Here is a 13,010-nt window from a genome sequence, read left to right on the forward strand (position 1 = left end):
TCAACGGGCCCGGCGCTAGAATGTCCGGAACATTGACGACAAAGGGACAAGGTTATCATGCGTAGACTAAATCGCCTGTTGCTGCTCGGTGTGTTGGCTGCCGCTCCACTGGTAGCCAATGCGGCGGATGAAGCGCCTTCGGCCGATCCGGATGTAACCATTCGCACGGAAGGCGACAAGACCATCCAGGAATACCGCCAGAACGGTTTCCTGTATGCCATCAAGGTCACCCCCAAAGGGGGCAAGCCTTACTTTCTGGTGCGCGCAGACGGCTCGGAAGGCAACTTCATCCGTTCCGACCAACCCGACATGCTGATTCCTTCCTGGAAAATCTTCGAGTGGTAATGCGGGCCCCTACCATCCACCTGGCACTTCCTGCGGGAAGTGCCCGAATGAGCAGTTTTTGACCATGTCTGTCTTCACCCCACTGACCCGGCCCGAGCTGGAAACCTTTCTGGCGCCCTATGGACTGGGTCGCCTGCGGGACTTCCAGGGAATTGCCGCCGGCACCGAGAACAGCAACTTCTTCGTCAGCCTCGAACAGGGTGAGTTCGTGCTGACACTGGTCGAACGCGGGCCGATCCAGGACCTGCCGTTCTTCATCGAACTGCTCGACGTGCTGCACGAGGCCGACCTGCCGGTGCCCTATGCGCTGCGCACCCGCGACGGCGTGGCCCTGCGCGAGCTGGCCGGCAAGCCGGCGCTGCTGCAGCCGCGCCTGCCGGGCAAGCACATCAAGGTGGCGAACAACCAGCATTGCGTACAGGTGGGCGAACTGCTCGGCCACCTGCACACCGCGACCCAGCACAAGGTGCTGGAGCGCAAGACCGACCGTGGCCTGGACTGGATGCTGGCGACCGGCGCCGAACTGATGCCGCGCCTGAACCCGACGCAACAGGCGCTGCTGCAGGGCTGCCTGGACGAGATCGTCGCGCACCAGGGCCAGATCATGGCGCTGCCGCGGGCCAACCTGCACGCCGACCTGTTCCGCGACAACGCCTTGTTCGAAGGCACCCACCTGACCGGGCTGATCGATTTCTACAATGCGTGCTCCGGGCCGATGCTATATGACCTGGCGATCACCCTGAACGACTGGTGCTGCGACGATGCCGGGCAGATCGACCCGCCGCGGGCGCGGGCGTTGCTGGGTGCGTATGCGGCGCTGCGCCCGTTCACCGCAGCCGAGGCACACCTGTGGCCGGTGATGTTGCGGGTGGCCTGCGTGCGGTTCTGGCTGTCGCGGCTGATTGCGGCCGAGTCGTTTGCCGGGATGGACGTGCTGATTCACGACCCGGCGGATTTCGAGGTGCGCCTGGCGGCGCGTCAGCAGGTGGACATCGCCCTGCCATTCGCGTTGTAACTGAGCCACTCCAGGTAGGAGCCGGCCTTGCCGGCGGAGCCGTTGGGCTGCAGCGCAGCCCTTCGCCGGCAAGGCCGGCTCCTACAGATCGGTGGGTCAGAGCTTTTCCAGGCACCCCGCCAACCCATTGCCCAGGTTCTCCAGCAACCGCTCATAGCCATTGGCATCCGCTGGCATCGTGCCGCCCAGCGCATCCAGCTCGGCCAGCGTCACCGGCAACCCCCCTGTCAGCGTCTCGGCCAGCCGCGGGCGCAGCGGCGGCTCGCTGAATACACAGGTCTTGCCCACTTCCTGCAGGCGCTTGCGCATCGCGGCCACGTGCTGCGCGCCCGGCTGCACCTCCGCCGCCACGCTGAACACGCCGGTGTGCTTGAGCCCGTAGGCCGCCTCGAAGTAATCGAAGGCTTCATGGAAGACAAAGTACGGCTTGCCCGCAACAGCGCTCACCCGCGCCTTGAGCCGCGCATCCAAGGCATCCAGGCGCTCGCCGAATGCCTTGGCGTTGGCGGTGTAGCGCGCCTGGTTCTGCGGATCGGCCGCGCCCAGGTCAGCCGCCATCTTCGCCGCAATCACCCGCGCGTTCACCGACGACAACCACAGGTGCGCATCCAGGCTGCCTGGGCGGTGGTCATGGTCGTGCTCGTCGGCGTCTTGCGCGTGGGAATGGCTGTCCTCGCCAAAATGGCGCAAGGTCAGGCCCGGCAGGTTCTGCACCGCCACCGTCGGCTTGCTGCGGCTACCCAGCACACGGGGCAGAAAACCCTCCATGTCCGGGCCGATCCAGTACAGCAAGTCCACCTGGCCCACCTTGCGCACATCGGAAGGGCGCAAGGCGTAATGGTGCGGCGAAGCGCCCGGTGGCAGCAGCACATCCGGCGTACCGACACCGTCCTGCACCGCTGCGGCGATCAGCTGCAGCGGCTTGATGCTGGTCAGCACCTGAACCTCGGCCTGCGCCGGGGTCATCAACAGGCTGCTTGTGACAAAAGCGACAAAAAGGGCAAAAAATCGGGACACGATAGGCACTCATCGGGGCAGGAACGGGTAACATAATAACGTCTCTCAACAGAACCGTCGCTGCCCATGCCCAATACCCCGCTGGCCAACCGTCCCCACGACCACTCCCACTGCGTGCACAGCGCGCTGGCCGAGGCCGATGCGCTGTGCGCGCGTCAGGGCCTGCGCCTGACCGCCCTGCGCCGCCGCGTGCTGGAGCTGGTATGGCAAAGCCACAAGCCGCTGGGCGCCTACGACATCCTTGCCGTGCTCAGCGAGCAGGACGGCCGCCGCGCCGCACCGCCCACCGTGTACCGCGCACTGGATTTCCTGCTGGAAAACAGCCTGGTGCACCGCATTGCGTCGCTCAATGCCTTCATGGGCTGCAGCCACCCCGAGCATGCCCACCAGGGCCAGTTCCTGATCTGCCGCCAATGCCACGTGGCAATCGAACTGGAGCAAGCCTCCATCAGCGACGCCATCGTGGCCAGCGCCAATGATGTGGGTTTCAGTGTCGAGACCCAGACCGTCGAAGTGGTCGGTCTGTGCGGCACCTGCCGGAGCGCCTGATGAGCAACGCGTTGATCCGCCTCGAGCAGGTGGGCGTCACCTTCGGCGGCCAGGCCGTGCTCGACAGCATCGACCTGTGCGTGGAGCCCGGGCAGATCGTGACCCTGATCGGCCCCAACGGCGCCGGCAAGACCACCCTGGTGCGCGCCGTACTCGGCCTGCTGGCGCCGCATACCGGCAGCGTATGGCGCAAGCCGCGACTGCGCATCGGCTACATGCCGCAGAAGATCCAGGTGGACGCTACCTTGCCGCTGTCGGTACTGCGCTTTCTGCGCCTGGTGCCGGGCGTGGACCGCAAGACAGCACTGGCGGCCCTCAACGAAGTGGGCGCCGAACACGTCATCGACAGCCCCATCCAGACCGTGTCCGGCGGCGAGATGCAGCGGGTGCTGCTGGCCCGCGCGCTGCTGCGCAAGCCAGAACTGCTGGTGCTCGACGAGCCGGTACAGGGCGTCGACGTGGCCGGTCAGGCCGAGCTCTACAGCCTGATCACGCGCCTGCGCGACCGCTACGGCTGCGGCGTGCTGATGGTTTCCCACGACCTGCACCTGGTGATGAGCACCACCGATCAGGTGGTGTGCCTCAACCGCCACGTGTGCTGCTCGGGCCACCCGGAGCAGGTCAGCGGCGACCCGGCCTTCGTCGAGCTGTTCGGCAACAACGCGCCAAGCCTGGCGATCTACCACCATCATCACGACCACGCCCACGACCTGCACGGGTCGGTGGTCACCCCGGCCCCTGGCGGGCATGTGCACGGAGACCACTGCAAGCATGGCTGATTTTCTGTTGTATGCCCTGCTTGCAGGCCTGGCCCTGGCGCTGGTGGCGGGCCCGCTGGGCTCGTTCGTGGTGTGGCGGCGCATGGCGTATTTCGGCGACACGCTGTCCCACGCGGCGCTGCTGGGCGTGGCCCTGGGCTTCGTGCTGGACGTCAGCCCGACGCTGGCGGTGACCGTCGGTTGCCTGTTGCTGGCGCTGTTGCTGGTGACCCTGCAGCAGCGCCAGCCGCTGGCCTCCGACACCCTGCTGGGGATTCTCGCGCCGAGCACGCTGTCGCTGGGCCTGGTGGTGCTGAGCTTCATGCACGATGTGCGCATCGACCTGATGGCCTACCTGTTCGGCGACCTGCTGGCGATCAGCCCGGGCGACCTGGCGTGGATCCTGGGCGGCAGTGCGCTGGTCCTGTTGCTGATCGTGGCGCTGTGGCGCCCGCTGCTGGCGGTGACCGTGCACGAGGAACTGGCCCGGGTCGAAGGCCTGCCGGTGGCTGCGCTGCGCCTGGCGTTGATGCTGCTGATTGCGGTGGTGATTGCGGTGGCGATGAAGATCGTCGGCGTGCTGCTGATCACCTCGCTGCTGATCATCCCCGCCGCAGCCGCACAGCGGCATGCGCGCTCGCCGGAACAGATGGCCCTGGGCGCCAGCCTGATCGGCGTAGTGGCGGTGTGTAGCGGGCTGGCCCTGTCGTGGTTCAAGGACACCCCGGCCGGCCCATCCATCGTGGTGTGTGCGGCAGTGCTATTCTTGGTGAGCCTGGCGCTGCCCCGGCGCTGAGCGCGCAGCCCCATGGGCAGGGTGCGGCCGACAGGGTCGCGCCCTGCGACATTTTAATCGCCGCTACATCCTGAAGAGTTATTTTCGCGCCAGCGCGCTGGGTGTAGACTTGCTCGCTTTTTGCGCAAATAGAGAGTCGCAGGAATGAAGCCGTTCGCCTCCCGTTATCTGCTCCTTGCCGCGTTTTCCGTGTTGCTGGCCGCCTGTTCCAGCGCGCCGGTCGACCCGCCGCCGCCCGCGCAGCCCGATGCCTGGCAGCTGCTGGAGCAGAACATCGCCAGCAGCGAGCTGGCCACCGCCGAAGACCAGCTGGCCACCTTGCAGGCCCAGTCGCCGGACGATGCACGCCTCGAACCCATGCAGCGCCAGCTGGCCGAAGCCTACCTGCAGCGCAGCCAGATCGTGCTGCAGAAGGGCGATGTGAATGCCGCAGCCACCGCGCTGGCACGTGCCCGTGCGCTGATGCCCAAGGCCCCGGCGCTGACCGGCGGTGTGAATGGCGCCATCACCCAGGCGCGCAAGGCCGAGCTGGACAAGGCCGAGGCCGCGCTCAAGGCGGCGGAAGCCAAGCCGCCGGCAAAAGTCATCGACCCCACGGCGCCGAGCACCGTAGTGGCGTTGAAAATCACGAAAATAGAAGAACTTCGCCGACAACTGGATGACATCGCCACCGATGTAGTGAATTACCAGTGTGACGTGGTGTTCCAGGTGCCGCGCCGTGATGACGCGCCGTGGCTACAGACCTTGCTGGCCAAGCGGGTAAGCAAGCGCGATGCGAGCTTCGCCTTGCAGCAGGCCCACGAGATTCATCGCAACCAGCCGGCGCAGGTGGTGCTTACGCCGCGGCGCGCCGAGTGATGTCGGCGGTGCCTTCTTCGCCGGCAAGGCCGGCTCCTGAAGGAGCCGGCCTTTTTGACTACGCCGGAATGGCCTTGGCGGCCGCTTCCCGCGACCACACCCGGTGCTTGGCAATCGCCGCGATCAACGCCTTGTAGGCCTTCTGATCGCTGCCCACCACCATGCCTTCATCCGCCTTGAGGCCCAGCTTGTCGAGCACGGCCTTGGCATCGCTGTCGGTACCCAGCGGCTTGAGGTGCTTGTAGGCCTCCAGCACGAAGTGCAGCGCCACGCCATCGCCGCTCAGGGCCTGCAGACTGGCCTTGCCACCGGCGATCCATACCGCATCGAACACCACCGACGGCATGCCTTCCATCGAGGCATCTACTGCCAGGGTCTTGCCGGCAGCGGTCTTCACCGGCGCCGAGGTCGGCCCCAGCAGCACGCCCTGGGCGCTCTCGGCCTGCAGCGCCTTCACCAGCGGGTCCACCAGCGTGGCATCCACGCCATCGGCCACCAGAATCGCCACCTTGCGCCCCTTGATGCCTTCGCCCAGCAGGTTCATCTGGCTCAGCGCCGGCGAAGCCTTGAGCGACTGTGGCTTGACGTCCACGGTGCCGGCCTTGGGCGCCGGCAGGCCAAGGTTCTGCGCTACCCGCGCCGCCAGCTTGAGGTCGATGTTGGCGAGAATCTCGTTCACCTCGCGGGCACGGATATGCTCGCGCTCCACCTTGCCCAGCTCGAAGCTGTAGGCACTGATGATGTGCTCCTGCTCGGTCGGGCTCATGCTCTGGAAGAACAGCCGCGCCTGGGAGAAGTGATCGCCGAACGAGGGGCTGCGCTGGCGCACCTTGTGCGCCTCGATGCGCTCGGGGTAGGTCTCGAAGCCGCCATCCTGCGCCGCCGGCGGGGTTTCCTTCGGCCAGCCACCATCGATGGAGTTGGGCTCGTAGGACGCCCGGCCCTTGTGCACGGTGGTACGGTGCTGGGCATCGCGCTGGCCGTTGTGGTTGGGTGCCACGGGCCGGTTGATCGGGATCTCGTGGAAGTTCGGGCCACCCAGGCGGCTGATCTGCGTGTCGGTGTAGGAGAACAGCCGGCCCTGCAGCAGCGGGTCGTTGGAAAAGTCGATGCCCGGCACGATATGACCGGGGCAGAACGCCACCTGCTCGATTTCGGCAAAGAAGTTGTCCGGGTTGCGGTTGAGCACCATCTTGCCAAGCGGCGTCACCGGTACCAGCTCTTCTGGGATGATCTTGGTCGGGTCGAGCAGGTCGAACTCGAACTTATGCTCGTCGGCCTCGGGCACGATCTGCACGCCCAGTTCCCATTCCGGGTAGTTGCCGGTCTCGATCGCTTCCCACAGGTCGCGGCGGTGATAGTCAGTGTCCTTGCCCGCCAGCTTCTGCGCCTCGTCCCACAACAGCGAATGCACACCCTGCTTGGGCTTCCAGTGGAACTTGACGAAACTGGCCACGCCTTCGGCGTTGATCAGGCGGAAGGTGTGCACGCCAAAGCCCTGCATGGTGCGCAGGCTTTTCGGTATCGCGCGGTCGGACATCGCCCAGATCACCATGTGCGCCGACTCGGGCACCAGCGAGACGAAGTCCCAGAAGGTGTCGTGGGCCGAACCGCCGGTGGGGATCTCGTTGTGCGGTTCGGGTTTGACCGCATGCACGAAGTCGGGAAACTTGATCGCGTCCTGAATGAAGAACACCGGCATGTTGTTGCCAACCAGGTCGAAGTTGCCCTCATCGGTAAAGAACTTGACGGCAAAGCCGCGCACGTCGCGCACCGTGTCACCCGAGCCACGCGGCCCCTGCACGGTGGAGAAGCGCACGAACACCGGGGTGATCTTGTCCGGGTCCTGCAAGAAGCCGGCCTTGGTCAGTGCGGCATGCGACTCGTAAGCCTGGAAGTAGCCATGGGCGCCGGTGCCGCGGGCATGCACGATGCGCTCGGGAATGCGCTCATGGTCGAAATGCGTGATCTTCTCGCGCATGATGAAGTCTTCAAGCAGCGAGGGGCCGCGGTCACCGGCCTTGAGGGTGTTCTGGTTGTCGGCAACCTTGACCCCCTGGTTGGTGCGCAGCGCCTGGCCGGTGGCATCGCTGCGAAACGGCTCCAGGCTCTGCAGCTTGGCGTTGGTGTTGGCCTTGTCGGGCGTCTGGGCGCCGGCGAGTTGACTTTCCTGGGGCGCATTCTTCTTGCTGGGCATGGGTCTGCAACTCCTCATCATCGTACGCGGGGCCCCTGGATGGGGCTCTTCAGGTAGTGACTGACAGGAGTGCCGGGCGTTCCTTTCGAATGACCAGCGAGCAACCACTGATCGCGTTATTCCTCAAGCGTTGGTCAAACACGAAATAAATGCTAAGAACCTATATACGAACAGGCTAAAATGCGCCCCCGGCTAACAGCTGACCCTATTTCATGCGCCCCACAAGGTTCGCTACGTGATCGAGTTTCAACAAGTCCATAAAACCTACCGCGTCGCCGGTAGGGACATCCCCGCACTGCATCCGACCAGCCTGCGCGTCGAAGACGGCCAGGTGTTCGGTCTGATCGGCCATTCCGGTGCCGGCAAAAGTACCCTGCTGCGCCTGATCAACCGTCTCGAGGCTCCCAGCGGCGGCAAGATCATCGTCGACGGCGAAGACGTCACGGCGTTCAATGCCAACGACCTGCGCCGCTTCCGCCAGCAGGTCGGGATGATCTTCCAGCACTTCAACCTGCTGGCCTCCAAGACCGTGGCCGACAACGTGGCGCTGCCGCTGACCCTGGCCGGGCGCATGTCACGCGCCGAGATCGACCAGCGCGTCGGCGAGCTGCTGGCCCGGGTAGGGCTGAGCGAGCATGCCAGGAAGTACCCGGCACAGCTGTCCGGCGGCCAGAAGCAGCGCGTCGGCATCGCCCGCGCCCTGGCCACCAAGCCCAAGATCCTGCTGTGCGACGAGGCCACCAGCGCCCTGGACCCGCAAACCACCGCCTCGGTGCTGCAATTGCTGGCCGAGATCAACCGCGAGCTGAAGCTGACCATCGTACTCATCACCCACGAGATGGACGTGATCCGCCGCGTGTGCGACCAGGTGGCAGTGATGGACGCCGGGCAGATCGTCGAGCAGGGCCCGGTGGCGCAGGTGTTCCTGCACCCCAAGCACCCAACCACCAAGCGTTTCGTGCAGGAAGACGAGCAGGTCGACGAAAGCGAACAGCGCGACGATTTTGCCCATGTACCGGGGCGCATCGTGCGCCTGACCTTCCAGGGCGACGCCACCTATGCGCCGCTGCTGGGCACCGTGGCCCGTGAAACCGGGGTGGACTACAGCATCCTCGCCGGACGTATCGACCGCATCAAGGACACCCCCTACGGTCAACTGACCCTGGCCATCACCGGTGGCGACATCGAGGCGGCATTTGCCCGCTTCATTGCGGCAGATGTTCATATGGAGGTACTGCGCTGATGGACGCCCTGAGTTTCTTTGCCAACATCGACTGGGCCGAAATCTGGCTGGCCACGATCGATACCATGATCATGCTGTTCGGCTCGCTGCTGTTCACCGTACTGCTGGGCCTGCCACTGGGCGTGCTGCTGTTTCTGTGCGGCCCGCGCCAGCTGTTCGAAGAAAAGCGCGTGTATGCGCTGCTGTCGCTGGTGGTCAACGTGCTGCGTTCGCTGCCGTTCATCATCCTGCTGATCGTGATGATCCCGTTCACCGTACTCATCACCGGCACCTCGCTGGGCGTGGCCGGGGCCATCCCGCCACTGGTGGTCGGTGCCACGCCGTTCTTCGCGCGACTGGTGGAAACCGCCCTGCGCGAGGTCGACCGCGGCATCATCGAGGCCACCCAGTCGATGGGGGCCACCACGCGCCAGATCATCATGAACGCCCTGCTGCCCGAAGCGCGGCCGGGCATCTTCGCAGCCATCACCGTGACGGCCATCACCCTGGTGTCGTACACCGCGATGGCGGGTGTGGTGGGTGCCGGCGGGCTGGGTGACCTGGCCATCCGCTTCGGCTACCAGCGCTTTCAGACCGACGTGATGGTAGTCACCGTGGTACTGCTGCTGGTGCTGGTTCAAGTTCTGCAGAGTGTCGGCGACAAACTGGTTGTGCATTTTTCCCGTAAGTAACCAAGGGTCGGCCACGCCGACGCGCCGGGGGCCGGAACGGCCCTCACAAGGAGCGATTAGATGAAAAGACTGCTTGCTGCTGTTGCCGCCGTCGCGGCCTTCTCTGCCCACGCGGCCGAGACCCTGACTGTTGCCGCCACCCCGGTACCGCACGCCGAGATCCTCGAGTTCGTCAAACCGGCGCTGGCCAAGGAAGGCGTGGACCTGAAGGTGAAGGTGTTCACCGACTACGTCCAGCCCAACGTGCAGGTGGCCGAGAAGCGCCTGGATGCCAACTTCTTCCAGCACCAGCCGTACCTGGACGAGTTCAACAAGGCCAAGGGCACTCACCTGGTCAGCGTTGCCGGCGTGCACCTGGAGCCGCTGGGCGCCTATTCGAACAAGCTCAAGAAGCTCGACGAACTGCCATCGGGCGCCACCGTGGTCATCCCCAACGACGCCACCAACGGCGGCCGTGCCTTGCTGCTGCTGGACAAGGCTGGCGTGATCAAGCTCAAGGACAACACCAACATCCTGTCGACCGTGAAGGACATCACCGGTAACGACAAGGGCCTGAAATTCCGTGAGCTGGAAGCTGCCACCATTCCGCGCGTGCTGACCCAGGTCGACCTGGCGCTGATCAACACCAACTATGCGCTGGAAGCCAAGCTCAACCCTGAAAAGGACGCCCTGGTCATCGAAGGCAGCGATTCGCCTTATGTGAACATCCTGGTGACCCGCGAGGACAACAAGGATTCGGATGCGGTGAAGAAGCTGGTAGCAGCACTGCACACGCCTGAAGTGAAGAAGTTCATCGAAGAGAAGTACAAGGGCGCGGTCAAGCCAGCGTTCTGATTCAGAAATGCCAAGGGCTGCTACGCAGCCCATCGCGGGTCAAGCCCGCTCCCACAAGTTCTCCACCGCCCTTGAAACCAGGGTTGTACCTGTGGGAGCGGGCTTGACCCGCGAAGCTTTCAGTCGCGCTTGACCAGCCCCGGCAACTGCGCCACCAGCTTCTGGTTGTTGAACGGCGCCCGAATGAACCCGCGCTGGGTACCATCCGGCCCGAGCAGCGCCAGGTTGCCACTGTGATCGACCGTGTAGTTCGGCTTGCTGGTATCGGCCGGAATGAACGGGATGCTCACCGCATTGGCCAGCTTCTGCGTATCCTCCAGCGACCCCGTCACCCCGCGAAAATCCTTGTCGAAGTAGCCCAGGTACGTCTTCAACTGCGCCGGTGTATCCCGGTTCGGGTCGACGCTCACCAGCACCACCTGCAAACGGTCCACCGCCTCCTTGGGCAGCTCGCTCTTGACCTGCCGCAGTTGCGCCAGCGTGGTCGGGCAGATGTCCGGGCAGAAGGTGTAGCCGAAGAACAACAGCGACCACTTGCCCTTGAGCTGGTCCAGCACCACCGGCTGGCCGTTCTCGTCGGTCATCTGCAGCGCCGGCACCTGGCGGCTCTGCGGCAGCAGGATGATCCCGGCATCGATCAGCGCCGTGGGGTCGCCCTGGCTGCGATTGCTCAGCACCTTGTTGATGGTAAGCCCGAGAATCAGTGCGACCAGGGCAACGAGGATGAAAACGGTTTTCTGGGTTCGAGTCATAGGTTCAACAGTAGGTAATGGTCAACAAGCAGCGCGATGAACAGCAGGAACAGGTACGCGATAGAGTACTTGAAGGTCCTGATCGCCGCGTGCGGCCGACTGCCACGGTACAACACCCAGGCCCAGTGCAGGAAGCGCCCGCCCAGCACCACGGCGCACGCCAGGTACAGCGGCCCGCTCATGTGGATCACGTAAGGCAACAGGCTCACCGCCAGCAGGGCGGCGGTGTACAGCAGAATGTGCAGCTTGGTGTAGTGCTCGCCGTGGGTCACCGGCAGCATCGGGATATCGGCCTTGGCGTACTCCTCCTTGCGATGGATGGCCAGGGCCCAGAAGTGCGGCGGAGTCCAGGCGAAGATGATCAGCACCAGCAACAGGGGCTCGGCGCCCACATGCCCGGTCACCGCCACCCAGCCCAGCAGCGGCGGCGCCGCCCCGGCCAGCCCGCCGATCACGATGTTCTGCGGCGTGGCCCGCTTGAGAAAGCCGGTGTAGAGCACCGCATAGCCCAGCAGCGAGGCCAGGGTCAGCCAGGCGGTCAGTGCGTTGGTGAAGCTCAGCAGCAGCACCATGCCCAGCACCGCCAGCAGCAAGGCGAACGCCAGCGCCGCCAGCGGTGCGACGCGCCCCTCGGCCAGCGGCCGCTTGTGGGTGCGCGCCATCAGTGCGTCGATGCGCCGGTCCACCACATGGTTGACCGCCGCCGCTGCGCCCGCACACAGGCCGATGCCCAGGTTGCCGAACACCAGCACCGTCCACGGCACGCCCGCGCGGGTGGCCAGGAACATCCCCACCAGCGAGGTGATGAGCATCAGCACCACCACCTTGGGCTTGGTCAGCTCCAGGTAGTCGCGCCACAGCGCCTGCTGGCGCGCGGGGTTCAGAAGCGTTGCCATGGGTTCTCTCCCAGATAATGCACCACGCCCACCGGGCGCAGCGGCGTCAGGCGCCAGCCCTGGCTGACCCTGCGCGCCTTGGGCTGTATGGCCAGGCGCGTGCGGTAGTTGACCAGCACCAGCGTCAGCAGCAGCGCCGCGCCACCGGCGTTGTGCGCCACCGCCACCGCCAGCGGCAGCCCGAACGCCACATTGCTGATGCCCAGCCCCACCTGCACCGCCAGCGCCAGCAGCACCAGCCTGGCCAGGCGCCGCAGGCCGATAGCGTGCAGCTGCCAGGCCAGGGTCAGCAACACCAGCGTGACCAGCAGCGCCCCCAGGCGGTGGGTAATATGGATGGCGGTACGCGCCTCGCTGTCGAGCTGTCCGCCCAGGTAGTTGGGGCCGATGTGCTGGGTGAGGTGAAAGCCGTTGGCAAAATCCGCCTCGGGCCACCACTGGCCGTGACAGGTCGGCAGGTCGACGCAGGCCACCGCGGCATAGTTGGCGCTCACCCAGCCGCCCAGGGCGACTTGCCCGATCACCAGCAGCAACGCCAGTGCGGCCAGGCGCCTTAGCCGCAGCGGCAGGCCGGGCAGGGGCATGAACGCGCGCGACAGGCGCAGGCTCAGCAGAAACAGCAGGCTCAGGGTGGCAAAGCCGCCCAGCAGGTGCGCCGTGACCACCTGCGGCCACAGCTTGAGGGTGACCGTCCACATGCCGAACGCGGCCTGGAAGAACACCACCGCCAACAGCAGCAGCGGCAGGCGGTACGGCTGGCCGTTGTGCCCATGCCGACGCAGCGCCTGCACCGCCAGCATGGCGATCACCAGCGCCAGGGTGCCGGCAAAATAACGGTGCACCATCTCGTTGCGGCCCTTGTGGGCCTCGACCGGCGTGTCCGGGTAGTGGCGTTCGGCATGTGCCAGTTGCGCCTCGGTCTTGGGCACGCTGATGAAGCCGTAGCAGCCCGGCCAGTCGGGGCAGCCCAGGCCGGCGTGGGTCAGGCGGGTATAGGCCCCCAGCAGCACCACCACCAGCGCGAGGAAGGTGGCGAACACGGCGAGACGGTATCCGGGTCTGGCCATGGTGCGTGCCTC

14 protein-coding genes are annotated in these 13,010 nt (G+C 65.4%); 9 read left to right on the top strand and 5 right to left on the bottom strand.

Annotated features, from left to right (window positions below):
* The first annotated feature begins 57 nt into the window (after positions 1-57).
* Together ACPRTJ_RS09775 and ACPRTJ_RS09780 are read left to right on the top strand one after the other, a co-directional pair.
* Positions 58-345, top strand: a complete 288-nt coding sequence (locus tag ACPRTJ_RS09775) for a DUF2782 domain-containing protein (protein ID WP_043862296.1) — start codon at positions 58-60, stop codon at positions 343-345.
* 64 nt (positions 346-409) lie between these two features.
* Positions 410-1,360, top strand: a complete 951-nt coding sequence (locus ACPRTJ_RS09780) for a homoserine kinase (protein WP_043862339.1) — start codon at positions 410-412, stop codon at positions 1,358-1,360.
* Positions 1,361-1,456: 96 nt separating this feature from the next.
* On the opposite strand, the gene ACPRTJ_RS09785 is transcribed toward ACPRTJ_RS09780, so the two are convergent.
* Complete coding sequence (locus ACPRTJ_RS09785) at positions 1,457-2,377, bottom strand: zinc ABC transporter substrate-binding protein (protein WP_426428721.1); 921 nt, start codon at positions 2,375-2,377, stop codon at positions 1,457-1,459.
* Between the two features lie 66 nt (positions 2,378-2,443).
* Here ACPRTJ_RS09785 and zur point away from each other — a divergent pair, with 66 nt between their 5' ends.
* The 4 genes from zur to ACPRTJ_RS09805 all read left to right on the top strand — a co-directional run bounded on the left by zur (position 2,444) and on the right by ACPRTJ_RS09805 (position 5,338).
* Positions 2,444-2,926 carry a zinc uptake transcriptional repressor Zur gene (gene zur, locus ACPRTJ_RS09790; protein WP_043862294.1) on the top strand — a complete coding sequence of 161 codons (483 nt, stop codon included), beginning with the start codon at positions 2,444-2,446 and terminating at the stop codon, positions 2,924-2,926.
* Positions 2,926-3,705 carry a zinc ABC transporter ATP-binding protein ZnuC gene (gene znuC / locus ACPRTJ_RS09795; RefSeq protein WP_043862293.1) on the top strand — a complete coding sequence of 260 codons (780 nt, stop codon included), beginning with the start codon at positions 2,926-2,928 and terminating at the stop codon, positions 3,703-3,705. The genes zur and znuC overlap by 1 nt, the downstream gene beginning before the upstream one ends.
* Positions 3,698-4,480: a zinc ABC transporter permease subunit ZnuB gene (znuB, locus tag ACPRTJ_RS09800; RefSeq protein ID WP_426428724.1), complete on the top strand. Its 783-nt coding sequence runs from the start codon at positions 3,698-3,700 to the stop codon at positions 4,478-4,480. The genes znuC and znuB overlap by 8 nt, the downstream gene beginning before the upstream one ends.
* A 144-nt stretch (positions 4,481-4,624) precedes the next feature.
* The gene (locus ACPRTJ_RS09805; protein ID WP_043862291.1) at positions 4,625-5,338 is read left to right on the top strand and encodes a PA5502 family lipoprotein; all 714 of its coding nucleotides are present in this window, start codon (positions 4,625-4,627) and stop codon (positions 5,336-5,338) included.
* Between the two features lie 58 nt (positions 5,339-5,396).
* Here ACPRTJ_RS09805 and katE read toward each other — a convergent pair whose 3' ends face one another.
* The gene (gene katE / locus ACPRTJ_RS09810) at positions 5,397-7,535 is read right to left on the bottom strand and encodes a catalase HPII (protein ID WP_043862290.1); all 2,139 of its coding nucleotides are present in this window, start codon (positions 7,533-7,535) and stop codon (positions 5,397-5,399) included.
* A gap of 235 nt (positions 7,536-7,770) precedes the next feature.
* Between katE and ACPRTJ_RS09815 the strand changes: the two genes are divergently transcribed.
* Genes ACPRTJ_RS09815 through ACPRTJ_RS09825 form a run of 3 tightly spaced genes read left to right on the top strand, consistent with a single transcriptional unit; the run spans position 7,771 to position 10,283 of the window.
* Positions 7,771-8,778 carry a methionine ABC transporter ATP-binding protein gene (locus tag ACPRTJ_RS09815; RefSeq protein ID WP_054916029.1) on the top strand — a complete coding sequence of 336 codons (1,008 nt, stop codon included), beginning with the start codon at positions 7,771-7,773 and terminating at the stop codon, positions 8,776-8,778.
* Positions 8,778-9,449, top strand: a complete 672-nt coding sequence (locus tag ACPRTJ_RS09820; protein WP_043862288.1) for a methionine ABC transporter permease — start codon at positions 8,778-8,780, stop codon at positions 9,447-9,449. The genes ACPRTJ_RS09815 and ACPRTJ_RS09820 overlap by 1 nt, the downstream gene beginning before the upstream one ends.
* A 60-nt stretch (positions 9,450-9,509) precedes the next feature.
* Positions 9,510-10,283 (top strand): MetQ/NlpA family ABC transporter substrate-binding protein, encoded by a 774-nt coding sequence (locus ACPRTJ_RS09825; RefSeq protein WP_043862287.1) that lies wholly within the window; start codon positions 9,510-9,512, stop codon positions 10,281-10,283.
* A 119-nt stretch (positions 10,284-10,402) separates the two neighbouring features.
* Here ACPRTJ_RS09825 and ACPRTJ_RS09830 read toward each other — a convergent pair whose 3' ends face one another.
* Genes ACPRTJ_RS09830 through ACPRTJ_RS09840 form a run of 3 tightly spaced genes read right to left on the bottom strand, consistent with a single transcriptional unit; the run spans position 10,403 to position 12,998 of the window.
* Positions 10,403-11,035 (bottom strand): SCO family protein, encoded by a 633-nt coding sequence (locus ACPRTJ_RS09830; protein ID WP_043862286.1) that lies wholly within the window; start codon positions 11,033-11,035, stop codon positions 10,403-10,405.
* A complete protein-coding gene (gene cyoE / locus ACPRTJ_RS09835) occupies positions 11,032-11,931 on the bottom strand; it encodes a heme o synthase (RefSeq protein WP_043862285.1) in 900 nt (299 codons plus the stop codon). The genes ACPRTJ_RS09830 and cyoE overlap by 4 nt, the downstream gene beginning before the upstream one ends.
* Positions 11,916-12,998 (bottom strand): COX15/CtaA family protein, encoded by a 1,083-nt coding sequence (locus ACPRTJ_RS09840; protein ID WP_426428727.1) that lies wholly within the window; start codon positions 12,996-12,998, stop codon positions 11,916-11,918. Before ACPRTJ_RS09840 ends, cyoE begins: the two co-directional genes overlap by 16 nt.
* Between the last annotated feature and the right edge of the window lie 12 nt (positions 12,999-13,010).

Source organism: Pseudomonas palmensis, from assembly GCF_049942755.1.
Classification (GTDB): Bacteria; Pseudomonadota; Gammaproteobacteria; order Pseudomonadales; family Pseudomonadaceae; genus Aquipseudomonas; species Aquipseudomonas palmensis.